The sequence below is a fragment of the Achromobacter deleyi genome (assembly GCF_013116765.2).
Taxonomy (GTDB): Bacteria; Pseudomonadota; Gammaproteobacteria; order Burkholderiales; family Burkholderiaceae_B; genus Achromobacter; species Achromobacter deleyi_A.
Genome location: NZ_CP074375.1, coordinates 5,688,281 through 5,704,961 on the forward strand (window position 1 = coordinate 5,688,281; position 16,681 = coordinate 5,704,961).

10 protein-coding genes are annotated in these 16,681 nt (G+C 66.6%); 1 reads left to right on the top strand and 9 read right to left on the bottom strand.

Going from position 1 to position 16,681, the window contains the following annotated elements; genetic code table 11:
- Positions 1-63 precede the first annotated feature (63 nt).
- Positions 64-2,937 carry an aminomethyl-transferring glycine dehydrogenase gene (gene gcvP / locus HLG70_RS25785; RefSeq protein ID WP_171667667.1) on the top strand — a complete coding sequence of 958 codons (2,874 nt, stop codon included), beginning with the start codon at positions 64-66 and terminating at the stop codon, positions 2,935-2,937.
- A 111-nt stretch (positions 2,938-3,048) separates the two neighbouring features.
- Here the strand turns inward: gcvP and HLG70_RS25790 are convergent, their stop codons facing one another.
- The 9 genes from HLG70_RS25790 to HLG70_RS25830 all read right to left on the bottom strand — a co-directional run bounded on the left by HLG70_RS25790 (position 3,049) and on the right by HLG70_RS25830 (position 16,659).
- Positions 3,049-5,007: a DUF945 family protein gene (locus tag HLG70_RS25790; RefSeq protein ID WP_171667668.1), complete on the bottom strand. Its 1,959-nt coding sequence runs from the start codon at positions 5,005-5,007 to the stop codon at positions 3,049-3,051.
- A 233-nt stretch (positions 5,008-5,240) separates the two neighbouring features.
- On the bottom strand, positions 5,241-6,716 hold the full coding sequence (locus HLG70_RS25795; protein WP_171667669.1) for a M81 family metallopeptidase: 1,476 nt from the start codon (positions 6,714-6,716) through the stop codon (positions 5,241-5,243).
- A 29-nt stretch (positions 6,717-6,745) separates the two neighbouring features.
- Complete coding sequence (locus HLG70_RS25800; protein ID WP_171667670.1) at positions 6,746-8,155, bottom strand: amidase; 1,410 nt, start codon at positions 8,153-8,155, stop codon at positions 6,746-6,748.
- A 25-nt stretch (positions 8,156-8,180) separates the two neighbouring features.
- Positions 8,181-9,878: an ABC transporter ATP-binding protein gene (locus HLG70_RS25805; RefSeq protein WP_171667671.1), complete on the bottom strand. Its 1,698-nt coding sequence runs from the start codon at positions 9,876-9,878 to the stop codon at positions 8,181-8,183.
- 5 nt (positions 9,879-9,883) lie between these two features.
- Positions 9,884-10,789: an ABC transporter permease gene (locus tag HLG70_RS25810; protein WP_171667687.1), complete on the bottom strand. Its 906-nt coding sequence runs from the start codon at positions 10,787-10,789 to the stop codon at positions 9,884-9,886.
- 10 nt (positions 10,790-10,799) lie between these two features.
- Positions 10,800-11,741, bottom strand: a complete 942-nt coding sequence (locus HLG70_RS25815; RefSeq protein WP_171667672.1) for an ABC transporter permease — start codon at positions 11,739-11,741, stop codon at positions 10,800-10,802.
- A gap of 62 nt (positions 11,742-11,803) precedes the next feature.
- Positions 11,804-13,369 carry an ABC transporter substrate-binding protein gene (locus HLG70_RS25820; protein ID WP_171667673.1) on the bottom strand — a complete coding sequence of 522 codons (1,566 nt, stop codon included), beginning with the start codon at positions 13,367-13,369 and terminating at the stop codon, positions 11,804-11,806.
- 80 nt (positions 13,370-13,449) lie between these two features.
- On the bottom strand, positions 13,450-14,958 hold the full coding sequence (locus tag HLG70_RS25825) for a M81 family metallopeptidase (RefSeq protein WP_171667674.1): 1,509 nt from the start codon (positions 14,956-14,958) through the stop codon (positions 13,450-13,452).
- Between the two features lie 207 nt (positions 14,959-15,165).
- Positions 15,166-16,659 (bottom strand): CoA-acylating methylmalonate-semialdehyde dehydrogenase, encoded by a 1,494-nt coding sequence (locus HLG70_RS25830; RefSeq protein WP_171667675.1) that lies wholly within the window; start codon positions 16,657-16,659, stop codon positions 15,166-15,168.
- Positions 16,660-16,681: the final 22 nt, after the last annotated feature.

Consider the following 16,681-nt stretch of genomic DNA (forward strand, 5'->3'; position numbering starts at 1 on the left):
CCCGCCACGCAAGATGCAATACCGTCCGTCCCACGACGACACCCGCTACCCCGAGATCTCCCCATGTCGCGCGCCCTAGACACTCATACCGACTTCATTCCCCGCCACATCGGCCCCTCCGACGCCGACCAGGCCGCCATGCTTGCCGCGATCGGCAGCGCCAGCCTGGACGCCCTGATCGAAGAAGTCGTGCCTCTCAAGATCCGCAGCCAGGAGCCGTTGGCGCTGCCGCAGTCGCGCAGCGAAGCCGACGTGCTGGCCGAGCTGAAGCAGATCGCGGGCCGCAACAAGGTCTACCGCAGCTATATCGGACAGGGGTATTACGGCACGCAGACGCCCAACGTGGTGTTGCGCAACATTCTTGAGAATCCCGCCTGGTACACGGCCTACACGCCCTACCAGCCCGAGATCTCGCAGGGCCGCCTGGAAGCCCTGCTGAACTACCAGACCATGGTCGCCGACCTGACCGGGCTGGACATCTCCAATGCCTCGCTGCTGGACGAAAGCACCGCCGCCGCCGAAGCCATGACGCTCGCCCGCCGCGGCGCCAAGTCGCAAAGCCCGGTGTTCTTCATTTCGCGTCACGTGCATCCCCAGACCATCGAAGTCGTGCGCACCCGCGCCGAAGGCCTGGGACTGGAGATCGCGGTGGGCGACGAGGCCGAAGGCCTGCCCGAGTGCTTTGGCGTGCTGCTGCAGTACCCGCACAGCACGGGTTCCGTTTCCGACTACCGCAAGCTGGCCGAAGCTGCCCACGCGCAAGGCGCCGTGGTCGCTTGCGCCACCGACCTGCTGGCGCTGGCCCTGCTGGCCGCCCCGGGTGAGTGGGGCGCGGACATCGCCATCGGTTCGGCCCAGCGCTTCGGCGTGCCGTTCGGCTTTGGCGGCCCGCACGCCGGCTTCATGGCCTGCAAGGATGCGTTCAAGCGCAACATGGCCGGCCGCCTGGTCGGCGTGTCCAAGGACGCGCAGGGCAACCCGGCGATGCGCCTGGCGCTGCAGACCCGCGAACAGCACATCCGCCGCGAGAAGGCCACCTCCAACATCTGCACCGCGCAGGTGCTGCTGGCCGTGATGGCCGGCATGTACGCGGTGTGGCATGGCCCCGCCGGCATCCGCCGCATCGCCGAGCGCGTGCAACGCAGCACCGCCATCCTGCGCGCCGAACTCATCAAGCTGGGCGTCAAGGTCGTCAATGACACCTTCTTCGACACCCTGCTGCTGGAAACCGGCGCGGCCACCCCGGCCATCCTGACCGCCGCGGACTGCGCGCACGTCAACCTGCGCCGCGTCGATGGCGCCCGCCTCGCGGTCTCGCTGGACGAGACCGTCAACGTGGCCGACCTGCAGGCGCTGGTCAATGTCTTCGCCTCCGGGCTGGAGCGCGACGACGTCGAGCTCGACATCGACGCGCTGGACGCCGCGGCCGCCGGCGGCATTCCCGCTTCGGTCGCGCGCAAGAGCGCAATCCTGTCGCACCCGGTGTTCTCCAGCGTGCAGTCCGAAACCGACATGCTGCGCTACCTGCGCAAACTGGCCGACAAGGACCTGGCGCTGGACCGCACGATGATCCCGCTGGGTTCGTGCACCATGAAGCTCAACGCCACGGCCGAGATGATCCCCATCACCTGGCCCGAATTCGCGCTGATCCACCCGTTCGCGCCGGCTTCGCAAAGCCAGGGCTACAACGAACTGATCGACCGCCTGTCGGCCGCGCTGTGCGAAATCACCGGCTACGACAACATCAGCCTGCAGCCCAACTCGGGCGCGCAAGGCGAATACGCCGGCCTGCTGGCCATCCGCGGCTATCACCAGGCCAACGGCCAGCACCAGCGCAACATCTGCCTGATCCCGTCCTCGGCGCACGGCACCAACCCCGCGTCGGCCCAACTGGCCGGCATGGACGTGGTGGTGGTGGCTTCCGACGCCAACGGCAACGTGGACCTGGCCGACCTGCGCGCCAAGATCGAGCAGGTCGGCGACAAGCTGGCCGCGCTGATGATCACGTATCCCTCGACCCACGGCGTGTTCGAAGAAGCCGTGACCGAAATCTGCGATCTGGTCCACAAGGCCGGCGGCCAGGTCTACCTGGACGGCGCCAACATGAACGCGATGGTCGGCGTGGCCAAGCCCGGCAAGTTCGGCTCGGACGTGTCCCACCTGAACCTGCACAAGACCTTCTGCATCCCGCACGGCGGCGGCGGCCCGGGCGTGGGTCCCGTGGCGGTGCGCTCGCATCTGGCGCCCTACCTGCCTGGCGTGGTGAACGAACAGGGCAAGCTGCCCGGCGACGCCCGCGTCGGCCCGGTTTCGGCCGCGCCGTTCGGCTCCGCCGGCATCCTGCCGATCCCGTTCGTGTACATCGAACTGATGGGCGCCGACGGCCTGCGCCGCGCGACCGAAGTGGCCATCCTGAACGCCAACTACATCGCCACCCGCCTGCGCGACCACTATCCGGTCCTGTACGCGGGCCGCAATGGCCGCGTGGCGCACGAGTGCATCCTGGACGTGCGTCCGCTCAAGGAAACCAGCGGCATCAGCGCCGAAGACATCGCCAAGCGCCTGATGGACTATGGTTTCCATGCGCCGACCATGAGCTTCCCGGTCGCGGGCACCTTGATGGTCGAGCCCACCGAGTCCGAAGGCGTGGCCGAACTGGACCGCTTCATCGACGCGATGATCTCGATCCGCGAGGAAATCGCCCAGGTTGAACGCGGCGAACGCGATCGCGACGACAACGTCCTGAAGAACGCGCCGCACACCGCCCAGATGTTGCTGGCCGAGGAATGGCTGCACGACTACCCGCGCCAGCAGGCCGCCTACCCGGTTGCTTCGCTGCGCGATGCCAAGTACTGGCCGCCGGTGGCTCGCGTGGACAACGCCTACGGCGACCGCAACCTGGTGTGCGCCTGCCTGCCGGTAGAAGCCTACGCCTGAGATCCAGCCTGAGATGCCCGGCCCGGGCCGGGCATCTCCCGGTCAGCGCCGGACAAGAAAAAGCCCCCGTCAAGAGACGGGGGCTTTTTTATTGCCTGGGGGTGGGCCGGCTTACTTGGCGGGCGCGCCCTTGCTGGCGGTGCCGAAGTCTTCAGCGATGCTCAGGAACGTGTTGAGCAGGATCTGCAGGTTGTCCTTGCCGATTCCGCCTTCCGCGTTCATGTCCATCTGCAGCACGGCCTGGTTCTTGTCATCCAGGTAGGCGCGGGTCCAGCGGTATTCCTGGTTCCAGGCGTTGATGGCCTTCAGCGACATCGGCTTCTTGCTGGAGTAGGTGGCGGTCATCACCAGGTCCAGGCACTTTTCGGTGAAGTCGTTGCACAGGAGTTCCACGCGCAGATCGCTGGCGCCGGTGCTGCCTGCGCTCAGGACCAGCACGGGGCCTTCATCGCCGTCGGACTTGTTGACCGTGTAACCCATGTCTTCCAGCATGCCGGCCACGGATTCCAGGTTGAAATCCTCCATCACACCCACGGCGGAAGCGGCGGCGGCCGGCTCTTCCTCGGATTCCATGCCGACAATGGGCATTTCGTCCTCGTCATCCATCGAGTCCAGGCCGGTGGCGCCCAGGAGGCCGCTGAAGAGTTCTTCGGCGGGGATCTTCTTGCCGTTCAGGTCACCCATGCCGTCGGCGAAGGTGAACTTGCCGACAATGTTGTCGCCGTCGTTCTTGCCGACGTTGAGCATTTCAGCCATGCCGGACATCTGGCGCACCTGTTCGTCGGCTTCGGTGGCGGCCTTGTCCGCTGCCAGGCCTTCCTTCTTGATGGCGTACTGAGTCATCAGGTCGTGGATCATGGGCTTGGAGATGACCAGCGTGGCGTCGATCTTCTTGATGGCCTGGACCGCGATTTCCTGAGGCGTCAGATCCTTGGCGTTGGCCGGGTTGGCCAGGTCAAGGGTGAAGGTCAGCTTGCTTTCGCCCTTGGCCGTCTTCCAGCTCAGGGGATCGATGCTGAACGACGGATTGCCCGCCAGCAGCTTGCCGGCGTTATCCAGCAGTACCTGGATCTGTTCGTCCTTCAGGCCTTCGTCGTCCGCGCCCAGCATGTACTGGCGCATGAGCTGGTTGTAGGTGTCGGACAGCTGCTTGACGGCCTGGCCGTCCAGCCGGGCCAGCTTGATCACGGCCTGGCCATTGCCCAGCACCACGTCGTTCACGGTGATGTCGCCGGTCTGGTAGGCGGCCTGCATGTTGATCGACTTGTCGTCTTCGGACAGCTTCACGCCGTAGCCGAAGTTGTCCACCGCGACCTTGACCTCGTCGCCGGGCCGGGAGGCGTCGATGCGCTTGATCTTCAGGTCCGAATCGCCCATCGACACGCCGAACTTGCCCATGCGGCTGTTGACGTCGATCGTCATGCCGGCCATGGTGACCACGACCGGATCGTTGCTCTTGGTGCCGTCGACCGACAGCTTGTCCATCACGCCGTGCGCGGTGACGGCTTGCGTGTCGCGGTCGAACGTGCCGTTGATCAGCATGCCGCTGAAATCGACGGAATTGCCGTCGTGGGCGATCGTGACAGGCGCGATCTTGGCGGTCGACGTGGCATAGCCGCCATAGCTGACGATGGAGTCGCCGACCAGGGGCGAGACGTCCTTGGTCAGTTCGAACACGGGCTTGATGTTGTCCGTCTTGGCGATTTCAGCGTGAACGAACGCCAGCTTGGGCGCAATGGCGCCGCGCGCCAGCGCGCTCTTGGGGAAGGGGCCGTGTTCGACGTTGGCGTCGAATTCGATCATGCCGGCAGGCATCAGGTCCGGGCTCTTGTCGTTCTTGACGAACGACAGGCCATAGCGCGCCTGCGTGGAGAACAGGCTGCGCTCGTACTTCAGCTGATCGATGCGCAGACCGAACAAAGGCGTGAGCTTGGCCAGCTTTTCATTGGCTTCGGCCAGATGGCGCTGCGAACTTTCCTCGATGCGCTTGCCGGTGTACCACGTGGCGCCTACCCAGCTTCCCGCTCCCACTATGACCACACCCAGGGTGATCGCTACGCTCTTTTTCATCGTTCTGCTTATATCGTTGATTATCGAGTCATATCCGAAGGTTGCCGCGGCTTCTGCCGCCGCGCCCGGCTACTTGCGGGCCGCCATCCGGAATACACGTATTCATCGGCCTGTAAGGCCCGCGGCGAGTATACCGAGACACGTGTCTCCCCGGACGGGCGTGCAGTTACTGAAGGTTTCGAAATGAAAGCCGGCGCTGTCGCGCCGGCTGTTTTGTCGACAATCCGTGGGATTTAGAGAGGGTCGAGGGGGTAAATCGGACGCCGCACGTTCTTGAATTCAAGTTGGCCGTAGTCCGAGGTGGTGACGCCCACGCCGGTGCATTCAATGATCTCGGTGGCCATGCCGGCAAAGCCCGCGCGCCAGTGCACCCGGCTCTTCAACACCACGTAGCGCTTTTGCAGCGGGTCGATGCCGGCCGACAGCAGGCAATTGATGTCGAAAGGTTCCTGGTGGCGCGACACGACCACGATCTCCACCCGGCCGGTGTCGATCACGACGGTCAGGCCGGTGTCATTGCGCACGCCGCGGTACATGGGGCCGCGGTTCAGGTAGACGCCGTCGAACACCAGCTTGACGCGGCCAGTCACTTCCAGCGGCTCGCTGGGTTCCTTGATGGCGGGCATGGGCAGCTTGCCGCCCAGCTTGATCGTGATGGTGCTGCCCACCCCGGCGCGGGCAGCCTCCAGCGCCGCCTGCGGGTCGCAGATGGCGTAGAAGACCACATTGTCGAGCTCCTGGCGCAGCACTTCGGCCAGGACGGCGGTGGTATCCATGGTGCCGCCAGAGCCGGTGTTGTCGAAGTGGTCCAGCAGCACGACGGGGCCTTGTTCGATGGCCTTGGCGCGGGCGATGGTGGGCGCCAGCGGTTCGGGATGGAACACCCAGTCGGCGCGGCCGGTCCAGGCGCGCTCCAGCAGTTCGTCGCGATACTGTTCGGCGCCGGCCAGGTTGCCGTCCGTACAGACCACGGCGCTCAGGCCTGCCTCGCGGATGTCCGCGTGGGGAAAGCCCACGAAGACGGAGGCGGCCAGCACGCCGTTGGCTTCCAGCTCCTTGCAGCGCTCCTGCAAGGGCTTGTTGGGCGCGGCATGCGTGCCCTGGCACATGATGTGCGGCAGCATGGGCTTGTTGGCCCAGGCCATCACCGGCTTGATCTCGCCCTTCAGGGCGCGAACGACCACGTTGGCGGCGCGCACGCCCGACTCGCGGATGTCCACGTGCGGATAGGTGTGAAAGCCGGTGATGACCGTGGCGTTGCGGACGATGTCGTCGTAGATGTTGGCGTGCATGTCCAGCGTCACGGCCACCGGGGTCTTGGGATCGATCTCGCGCAGGCGGCGCAGCAGGTCGCCTTCGGCGTCCTCCACGCCCTCGGCGACCATCGCGCCGTGCAGGTCCAGCAGGATGGCGTCGAAACCGCCGCGCCTGACCTCGTCCAGGATCAGCGTGCACAGGCGTTCGTGGGTCTCGGCGCTGGCGGGGCCGCTGGGCCAGGACTCCGCCGCTACCGGCACGACCATCTCGGCGCCTTCGCGGCGCGCCACTTCGATGTAGCCGCCCAGGCCGCTGTCGGTGTTCTCGTAGGCCTTGATGGCGCGTTCGCCAGCCAGGATCTCGGGATTGCCGCGGAAGAAACGTTCAAGCGGGGTCGGCACGGGCGAAAACGTGTTCGTCTCGTGCTTGATCATTGCCAAAAGCCAACGCATGGGGAATTCCTGTGGGTTGCCGTGGAAAGTCAGAGAGTCTGGGAGGGCTGGGGCCAGGGCCGCTGCGCCGGGCGCATCCGTTCCCAGGCGTGCGCCAGTCGCAGGACGCCCAGATCGTCAAAGCGCGCGCCGGCGATTTGCAGCCCGATGGGCAGGCCGGCCTTGGTGTAGCCGCAATTGACCGACGCGGCCGGCTGCTCGCTCATGTTGAAGGGCAGCGTGAAGCCGATGTGGTGCATCGTGGTCGCGACGTCGTTGGTGGGCGAGGGCCATTCCGCGTTGTAGGCCACGACGGGCGCCACGGGCGACAGCACGTAGTCGTAAGGGGCGCAGGCCGCCACGGTCTTGGCGCGCACGTTCAGCGTTTCGTAGTAGCTGCGGAACACGGCTTCGCCGGATTGGCCGCCGCCGCTTTCGGCCCAGGCGCGGATGAAGGGCAGGATCTTCGCGCGGCGGGCCTCGGGCAGCGCGCCCAGGTCGATCGCCGAACGGGTGCGCCAGAAACGGTCCACGCCATCGAGCATGTCGGGCGTCATCCAGGGCTGCATCGGCGTGACGATGGCGCCCGCGGCTTCGAAGGCGCGCGCGGCGGCTTCGACGGCCTCGCGGGTCTCGGGATCCAGCGGCAGCCCGCAGCCTGCGTCCATCAGCAGGCCGATGCGCAGGCCGCGGACGTCCTGCTCCAGGTTCAGCCAGTCGAAGTCCTGGAACGGCAGGCTCATGTGGTCGCGCGCGTCGGGCTGTGAAAGCACGCCCATCATGAGGGCCGCGTCGGTGATGGTGCGCGTCATGGGGCCGGCGCAGCGGCCCATGAAGGGCGGATCGATGGGAATGCGGCCCAGGCTGGGCTTGAGCGTGGCGATGCCGCACCAGGCCGCCGGCAGGCGAACCGAGCCGCCGATGTCGGTGCCGATGTGCAGCGGGCCATAGCCGGCCGCCGCCGCCGCGCCAGCGCCGGCGCTGGAGCCGCCCGGGTTCTTGGACAGGTCCCAGGGGTTGCGCGTCAGCGCATGAAAGCTGGACAGCCCCGACGACAGCATGCCGTAGTCGGGCATGGTGGTCTTGCCGAGCAGCACGGCGCCGGCTTCGCGCATGCGCGCGGCGGGCGGGGCGTCGGCCGCTGCGGGGGTGAGGTCGGTCGCGGCCGTGCCCAGCGGGATCGGCACGCCGCGGGTGGCGATGTTTTCCTTGATGGTGGCGGGCACGCCGTCGAGCGAGTAGCCGCCGCAGGATTGCGGCTCGCCTTTCATCCAGCGGGCCTCGGAGGCCCGGGCCATGGCCAGCGCGCCCTCCGGGTCCAGCGCGTAGGTTGCCTTCAGCTGCGGTTCCCAGCGCTGGATATGGTCCAGCACGGAGCGCGTGGCTTCAACGGGCGAGAGGGTCTTGTCGCGATACGCCTGCAGGAGTTCCCGGGCGGACAGTTCGTGCGGTTGTGGCATCTCGGTTCCAGTAAGTGCCCGGGCGTCAGGGGGCGGGGGCCGCTGCGGGCAACAGGCCGGCCGCGATGGGCCGGAAGTTGCGGAAGTCCCAGTCACGACCGGGCGCCGCGTCGATCAGGGCGCGCGTGTATTCGTGGCGGGGTTCGGTCAGCACGGTTTCGGCGGAGCCGGTCTCGACGACCTTGCCCCGCTGCATCACCATGATGGTGTCGCAGATCTGCGCGGCCACGCGCAGGTCGTGCGTGATGAACAGCACGCCCACGCCGGTACGCTCGCGCACCTGTTCCAGCAGTTCCAGCACCTGCGCCTGCACGGAAACGTCCAGCGCGGACACCGCCTCGTCGGCCACCAGGATCTCCGGATCCATGACCAGGGCGCGCGCGATGCAGATGCGCTGGCGCTGTCCGCCGGAGAACTGGTGCGGGTAGCGGCGCATGGCGTCCGGACTCAGGCCCACGACGGTCAGGGTTTCGCCGGCGCGCTTGAGCGCCTGCTCCCGCGGCATGCCGAAGTTCAGCAGGCCTTCGATGATGGACTCGCCGACCGTGCGGCGCGGATTGAGCGAACGGTACGGATCCTGGAACACGATCTGGATGCGGCGGCGCACGGGGCGCAGCGCGGAGCCGGACAGGGTGCTGAGGTCTTCGCCGCCCATCATCATGTGGCCGGCCGTGGGTTCGATCAGGCGCACGATGCAGCGCGCCACCGTGGACTTGCCCGAGCCGGACTCTCCCACGATGCCCAGGATCTCTCCCTTGCGCAAGGTCAGGTTCACGTCCGTGGCGGCGATGACGTTGTGCGCCGCCTTGCGGGAGAACAGCGAGATCTTGCCGCCATACGTGCGGCCCAAGCCCTTGACGTGCAGGACCGGCGCGCCCGCCGGCGCCTCGCGGCGCGTGGGGATCAGGCTGGGTACCGACGAAACCAGGCGGCGCGTGTAGGACTGCTTGGGTTCGGCCAGGATCTCGTTGCGCGTCCCGCTTTCTATCAGGTCGCCGCGGTTCATGACGACAATGCGGTCGGCGATCTCGGCCACCACGCCGAAGTCATGGGTGATGAACAGCACGGCGGTCTTGTGCTCGACCTGCAGTTCCTTGATCAGCGCCAGGATCTGCTTTTGCGTGGTGACGTCCAGCGCCGTGGTGGGTTCGTCGGCGATCAGCAGCTTGGGCTCAAGAATCAGCGCCATGGCGATGACGATGCGCTGGCGCTGGCCGCCCGACAGCTGGTGCGGGTAGGCTTCGAAGATGCGCTCGACGTCCGGCAGGTGCACCGACCGGAACATGTCCAGCACCTTGACGCGGCGTTCCGCCGCGGTCATTTTCTTGCGATGCAGGCGCAGCACTTCGTCGACCTGCTTGCCCACCGTATGCACGGGATTCAGGGCGGTCATGGGTTCCTGGAACACCATGGACATGCGGGTGGCGCGCATCTCGCGCAGCCGGCGCTGCGTGGCGGTGGCGACGTCTTCGCCCTCGACGCGGATCGAGCCGGCGCTGATGCCCAGGATGCCTTGAGGCAGCAGGCCCATGACGGCCAGCGACGTGACGGACTTGCCCGAACCGGACTCGCCGACCACGCACACGGTTTCGCCGGCATGCACGTCCAGGCTCAGATTGCGCACGACGCGGTTGCCCGCGCCCGCGACCTCCACCGACAGGTTGCGGATGGCCAGGATGGCGGACGAGGTATCGCCCGCGGGGGGAGTGGGGGAATAGGTCATCGGCATCAGATCCTGCGCACCATTTTCGGGTCCAGCGCGTCGCGCAAGGCGTCGCCCAGGATGTTCACGCTGAGCACGGTCAGCGACAGGAACAGCCCGGGAAACAGAATCAGTCCGGGCAGCATGCGGAAGTACATGCGGCCTTCGGACATGATGTTGCCCCAGGATGCGATCTCGGGCGGGATGCCCGCGCCCAGGAAGCTCAGGATGGCCTCGGTCAGCATGGCGGACGCGAAGACATAGGTGCCCTGGACGGTAAGCGGCGCGATGGTGCTGGGAACCATGTGGCGCCACAGCAGCAGCGGCAGCGGCGTGCCCAGCGCCAGCGCGGCCTCGACGTAGGGCTCGCCCCGCACGGTCAGGATCTGGCCGCGCACCAGGCGCACCACCCGCGGGATTTCCGGGATGGTGATGGCCACGAGCACGGTCGTGATGCTGGCGCCGGTGACGGACACCAGGGCGATCGCCAGCAGGATGCCGGGGATGGCCATGATGGCGTCCATGGTGCGCATGATCGGGCCGTCCAGCGAGCGGAACCATCCGGCGATCACGCCGATGACCAGCCCGATGGCCACGCTGACGACCGCGGCGCCCAGGCCGGCGATGAGCGAGATGCGGGCGCCGTAGGCGACGCGGGACCAGACGTCGCGCCCGAAGGCGTCGGTGCCCAGCAGGTAGTCGGTGAACGGTTGCTTCAGGCGCGAGCCCGGGTTGAGGAGGGTGGGGTCGACCGTGCCCAGCAAGGGCGCGAACAGGGCGATGGCGACGATCGTCGCCAGCACCACGAGCGCGAGCATGACGGGCCAGCTCTTGAGCCCCTGGCGGACTTGCCGCCAGGCGGTGACTTGGGGGTTGCCGCCTCCGGGGAGGTCGGCGGCCGCTTGCGCGGCGGCATCGGTTGGCGTTTGCATGGTCATGGTGTCAGTACCTGATCCGCGGGTCGAACACCGTGTAGGCGCAATCGACAACAAGATTGATGAACACGTAGACGAACGCGAAGAAGAGCGTCAGGCCCTGGATGACCGGGTAGTCGCGCGCCAGCACGGCTTCCACCACCAGCCGGCCCAGGCCGGGGATGTTGAACACCGATTCGGTCACGACCACGCCGCTGATCAGGAGCGCGATGCCCAGCCCCACGACCGTGGCGATGGGCACGGCGGCGTTGCGCAGGGCGTGGCCCAGCAGCACGCCGGTTTCGCCCAGCCCCTTGGAGCGGGCGGTCCGGATGAAGTCCTCGCCCATGACCTCGATGACGCTGGTGCGCGTGATGCGCGCGATCAGCGCCACGTAGACCGTGGACAAGGCGAGGGAAGGCAGGATGAGCCGGTGCAGGAACGGCCAGAAGCCCTTTTCCAGCGGGGTGTAGCCCTGCACGTTGAACCAGCCCAGCTTGATGGCGAACAGCCAGATCAGCAGGTAGCCCGTGACGAACACCGGCACCGAGAATCCCAGCACCGAAAAGCCCATGACCGCGCGGTCCAGCAGCTTGCCCTGCCGCCACGCGGCCAGGATGCCCAGCGGGATGGCGACGATCAGGGTGAAAGCGAGGGTCAGCACGGCCAGGCTCAGGGACGGCTCGAGGCGCTGCGCGATCAGTTTGGTGACCGGCACGCCGGACATCAGGGACGTGCCCAGATCGCCCTGCAGGAGCTTTGTGCCCCAGATGAAGAACTGCTTGATGACCGGTTGGTCCAGGCCCATCGTCTGACGAATCTGGACGATACGTTCAGGCGTGGCGCCGTCGCCAGCCATGATGATGGCCGGATCTCCCGGGCTGAAACGCAATATCGCGAAGACCACCACCGCGACCATCACCAGAACGGGGATGGTCGCGAGGAGCCGGCGTGAGACAAATGCCAGCATGTAATTCCCCCAGTACTAGTAGGGCCTGTTCACGCTTTCAGTGCGAACAGGCCCTTTGCCCATCAAGGGGCTTTTTTGACGTTCCAGAACGCGAAGACCGGTGCATGCACCAGGCCGGAGAGCTTGGTCGAGTAGACGGTGGGCACGGACATCTGGCCTAGCGGCACGTACAGGCCTTCGTCGATGCCGATGCGCTGCACTTCCTCGGAGATCTTCTTCTGCTCGGCGGGATCGGCGGTAAGCGCCATCTTCGTGCGCAGTTCCTCGATCTGCGGGAAGTCGGGCCAGCCGAACCAGGCGTTGTCGCCGTTGGCCGCGGCCGGAGCCGAGCGCACCGGGTCCATCACGTCGGTGGCGTACCAGTTGGTGTTGTGGATGTTCCAGCCGCCTTCGGCGGGCGCCGACTTCGATGCGCGGCGCGTGGCCACGCTTTGCCAGTCCATCGCCGCCAGGTTGACGTTGAAGCCGGCCTTGCGCAGCGCCTGGGCCATCACGACAGGCTGGGCGGACAGGGTGCCCACGTCGGTGGCGTGCATGACCAGGATAGGCGTGTTGTCGTAGCCGGCTTCCTTCAGGAGGGCCTTGGCCTTCTCGATGTTGGACGGGACAACCATGTCCTTGCCGATATCGCTTTCCAGCGGCGTGCCGCAGCCCCACAGCGAGGCGCAGGTCTTCCAGTACTTCGGATTGCCGACCAGCGCCTTCATCACGTCTTCCTGGCCGATCGCGTACATGGCGGCCTGGCGGATCTTCTTGTTGTTGAAGGGCGGGTACTTGAAGTTGAAGCGGTACATCGTGAAGTAGCCGACCGGGCTGAGCGACTCTTCCTTCAGATCCTTGTTGCCTTCGATCATCGGCAGCAGGTCATACGGGAACTGCTCGACGAAATCGATCTCGCCGCCGAGCAGCGCGTTGGCCGTGGTCAGGGCGTCGGGCATGACGTCCCATTCGACCTTGTCGACGTGCACGACCTTGCCGCCGGCCAGGCCGCTGACGGGCTCCTTGCGCGGCACGTAGTCGGCGTTCTTGGCGTAGACGGTCTTGACGCCCGGCTTGAACTCGATGACCTTGAACGGACCCGATCCGGTCATGTCGGTGATGGGCTGGCCGATAGCCTGCTCCGCGATGCGCTTGGGCATCATGAAGGGGGCGGTGCCGGTGGGCTTGGACAAGGCGCGCAGCGCGAGGTCCGTGGGTTCCTTCATGACGATGCGAAAGCTCTTGTCGTCGATGACTTCGATCTTGTCCGTGAACTTGAGCAGCGTGCGGCCCATGCCGTCGCCGGCGGCCCAGCGCTTGATCGACGCGACGCAGTCTTCGGAGGTCACCGGCTTGCCGTCATGCCACTTCTGGCCGGCGCGCAGCGTCATGGTGTAGGTCTTGCCGTCGGGCGAGACTTCCCACTTCTCAAGCATCTGCGGCTGCACCTTGTTGTCGGCGTCGGTGGCCAGCAAGGTGTCGTAGATCATGTAGCCGTGCCACGTCGTGATGTACGCGGTGGTGGCGTGCGGATCGGTCAGGCGCAAAGGCGAGTGCATGACCGTCTTGATGACGGTCTCGGCGTAGGCGCCGTGAGCCATCGCGAGGGTTGCGCCGGCCAACGCGGCCGCTCGGACAAACTTGAGCATGTAGTTCCCCTTGAAGCGTTGTGAGCGGCACTGTCGGCCGCTACGTCGTTAACGCGCCGCGCAGGGGCGGCGCGCGAGGGTCAGGCGGTAGCGGGCCGGCCGTCAAATACCGGTCCGCAAGGCGCCATTCTGATGCCCGGACGCAACCGTGTCCATGGTTGTTTTGCCGCATCCATAAGCATGGAGCCAGGGGCGGCGCAAACCAGGATCGTCTGCGCGATGGGAGCGAAATCCGCGCGAAAGTGCGCGGAGCTCTTCACCACCAGAATGGCGGCGCGGGTGGGCTCCACACCCGCGAAGCGGAACATCTCCTGGTCCGCCATCTGCACCTTGTTGGAGGCCACGATAATGCGTACGCCGCCGATGCGCAGGCAGGCGCTGGGCCCCAGGTCCATGTGAAAGCCGCGATAGAAAGCGCCGTGCGTATCGAAGCGTCCCTCCGAAGTTTTCTCGACAATGAATTCAGTGTCCAGGGGTTCGTCGTCGGGAATACCCGAGTGTCCACCCAGTGCAATCCGGACCTTGTTTCCCGTGCCGGCGCGGTGCGCCGCCAGCGCGGCCTCGGGGTCGACGATCAGGCCGATCGCCGTGTCGCGGGCGTCGTGCCGGATCAGCGCGCGCAGCACGCCGGTGGTGTCCGAGCTGCCGCCCGCGCCGGGGTTGTCTTGCGCGTCCGCGATGACCACGGGTCTGGACGCATCGCGCGCCAGCCGCATGGCTTCCTGCACGGCCTCGTCCGGCGTGTAGAGCTTGCCGCCGAAGTCGCGTTCCGCGTTCAGCACGGCGCGCGTCATTTCGTCCGCTGCCGCGTCGGCCTCGGCCTGCGTCGCGCCGTAGGCCCACACCGTGGGTGCGCATTCGGGAAAGTCCGCGGCAGGAAAGCCGGTGGCAAACGACAGGCTGGTGGCGCCGCGCTTTTCGATATCTCCCACCAGCTGGTACAGGCTGCGCGAGGGTTCGATATCGGTGGATTGCCAGCACAGCGAAATCAGATAGGGCAGGGCGCGCAAGGCCGCGCAGGGGCGCGGCACGCCCGCCAGCCGCATCGACAGCAGGCCGGCCGCGCGCTGGCCGGTCTCGGCCATGTCTATGTGGGGGTAGGTCCTGTAGCAGACCAGCGCGTCGGCGTGGCGCACCATGGCGCGGGTCACGTTCGCGTGCAGGTCCAGGCTGGCGACGACGGGGACGCCGGGGCCCACCAGGTCGCGCACGCGCTTGAGCAGCTCGCCTTCGCCGTCGTCCAGGTGTTCGGTCACCATGGCGCCGTGCAGGTCCAGGTAAACGCCGTCCAGGGGCATGGCCAGGGACAGGCCCTGCAGGATCATCGCGCTGATGCGCTCGAACGCGTCCCGGGTGACGGGGCCGGAGGGGCTGGCCGCGGCCCAGGTGGTGGGCAGGAGCGTGTGCTGCCCCATGGCTTCAATGAAGCCCGCCACCGGTATGTTGGCGCCCGCGACTGCCTGGAACATCGCGGGCCCGCTGACCAGCTTGGGCCAGCCTCCCCCCTTTTCCGCAAAGTCTTCCCACGCCGCGCGCGACGGCGCGAACGTGTTGGTTTCATGCTGAAAACCGCCTATCCCGATGCGCATCAGATATGCCCTTGTAGTACCGAAGTTCGGAAAGCGCGGGGACTGCCGCGCCCATATCAGGCCCTAGCCCCCCGCAACCCACAAAACGGGCAAAGCGCCACAACCCGGCAAATCCGTCCCAAGCCGGGTCGCGCGGAGCCGGCTCCGCCGGTCCGCAGCGACGCCCCCCTGGGGGGGAAGCGCGCAGCGCTTCGGGGGGGGGGAAACTCACTTAGCCACAGGCATGGTGAATTCGGCGCCCTTGGCGATGCTGTCCGGCCAGCGCTGCATGACGCTCTTGTAGCGCGAGTAGAAGCGGATGCCTTCTTCGCCGTAGGCATGGTGGTCGCCAAACAGCGAACGCTTCCAGCCGCCGAAGGAATGCCAGGCCATGGGCACCGGGATCGGCACGTTGATGCCGACCATGCCCACCTTGATCTGGCGGGCAAACGCGCGCGCCACGCCGCCGTCGGAGGTGAAGCAGGCGACGCCGTTGCCGAATTCATGGGCATTGATCAGGTCCACGGCGCTGGCGAAATCGGGCACGCGCACGATGCACAGCACCGGTCCGAAGATCTCTTCGCGGTAGATGTTCATGGCGGGCTTGACGTTGTCGAACAGCGTGCCGCCCAGGAAGAAGCCCTTCTCGTTGCCGGGTACCTTCAGGCCGCGGCCGTCCACCACCAGGTCGGCGCCGGAGGCGATGCCGTCCTCGATGTAGCCCAGCACCTTGTTGCGGTGCTGCGCGGTGACCAGCGGACCCATCTCGGCGTCCGACTGCATGCCGTCCTTGACCACCAGGGTCTTCACGCGCGGCGTGAGCCGTTCGACGAGCTGGTCGGCCACGTCGCCCACCGCCACGGCCACGGAGATGGCCATGCAGCGTTCGCCGGCTGAGCCATAGGCCGCGCCCATCAGTGCATCGGTGACCTGGTCCAGGTCCGCGTCGGGCATGACCACCAGATGGTTCTTGGCGCCGCCCAGCGCTTGCACGCGCTTGCCGCGCCGGGTGCCTTCCGAATAGATGTATTCCGCGATCGGCGTGGATCCGACGAAGGACAGGGCTTCAACGTCGGGGTGCGAGATCAGCGCGTCCACGGCGAGCTTGTCGCCATGCACCACGTTGAAGACGCCCGGAGGCAGGCCTGCTTCGGTCAGCAGTTCGGCCAGGCGCAGCGCGGCGGACGGATCGCGTTCGGACGGCTTGAGGATGAACGTGTTGCCGCAGGCAATGGCCACCGGGAACATCCAGCACGGCACCATCATCGGGAAGTTGAACGGCGTGATGCCGGCCACCACGCCCAGGGCCTGGCGCATGCTCCAGTTGTCGATGCCGCCGCCGATCTGGTCGGAGTACTGGCCCTTGAGCAGTTGGGGAATGCCGCAGGCGAATTCGACGATTTCGATCCCCCGCATCACTTCGCCCTTGGCGTCGGAGAAGACCTTGCCGTGTTCGCGGGTGATCAGTTCGGCCAGTTCATCCTGGTGCTTGTCCAGCAGCGCCTTGAAGTTGAACAGGATGCGGGCGCGCTTGAGCGCCGGGGTTTCGGACCAGGCCGGGAAGGCCTGCTTGGCGGCGGCCACGGCCAGCGCCACGTCTTCATTGGAGGCCAGCGGGATCGACGAGCAGATCTCGCCGGTGGCGGGATTGAAGCCATCCGCGTAGCGGCTGCTGCCGCCGTCGTAGGGTTGGCCGTTGATGAAATGAGGGATCTTCTTCATGGATGAAAGGCTCGAAGCAGGG

Bases quoted from the DNA above. Each gene is read 5' to 3' on its own strand.
- gcvP (WP_171667667.1), top strand. From the start codon at position 64: ATGTCGCGCGCCCTAGACACTCATACCGACTTCATTCCCCGCCACATC.
- HLG70_RS25800 (WP_171667670.1), bottom strand. From the start codon at position 8,155: ATGCCACAACCGCACGAACTGTCCGCCCGGGAACTCCTGCAGGCGTAT.
- HLG70_RS25820 (WP_171667673.1), bottom strand. From the start codon at position 13,369: ATGCTCAAGTTTGTCCGAGCGGCCGCGTTGGCCGGCGCAACCCTCGCG.
- HLG70_RS25825 (WP_171667674.1), bottom strand. From the start codon at position 14,958: ATGCGCATCGGGATAGGCGGTTTTCAGCATGAAACCAACACGTTCGCG.
- HLG70_RS25830 (WP_171667675.1), bottom strand. From the start codon at position 16,659: ATGAAGAAGATCCCTCATTTCATCAACGGCCAACCCTACGACGGCGGC.
- HLG70_RS25815 (WP_171667672.1), bottom strand. From the start codon at position 11,741: ATGCTGGCATTTGTCTCACGCCGGCTCCTCGCGACCATCCCCGTTCTG.
- HLG70_RS25790 (WP_171667668.1), bottom strand. From the start codon at position 5,007: ATGAAAAAGAGCGTAGCGATCACCCTGGGTGTGGTCATAGTGGGAGCG.
- HLG70_RS25810 (WP_171667687.1), bottom strand. From the start codon at position 10,789: ATGCAAACGCCAACCGATGCCGCCGCGCAAGCGGCCGCCGACCTCCCC.
- HLG70_RS25805 (WP_171667671.1), bottom strand. From the start codon at position 9,878: ATGACCTATTCCCCCACTCCCCCCGCGGGCGATACCTCGTCCGCCATC.
- HLG70_RS25795 (WP_171667669.1), bottom strand. From the start codon at position 6,716: ATGCGTTGGCTTTTGGCAATGATCAAGCACGAGACGAACACGTTTTCG.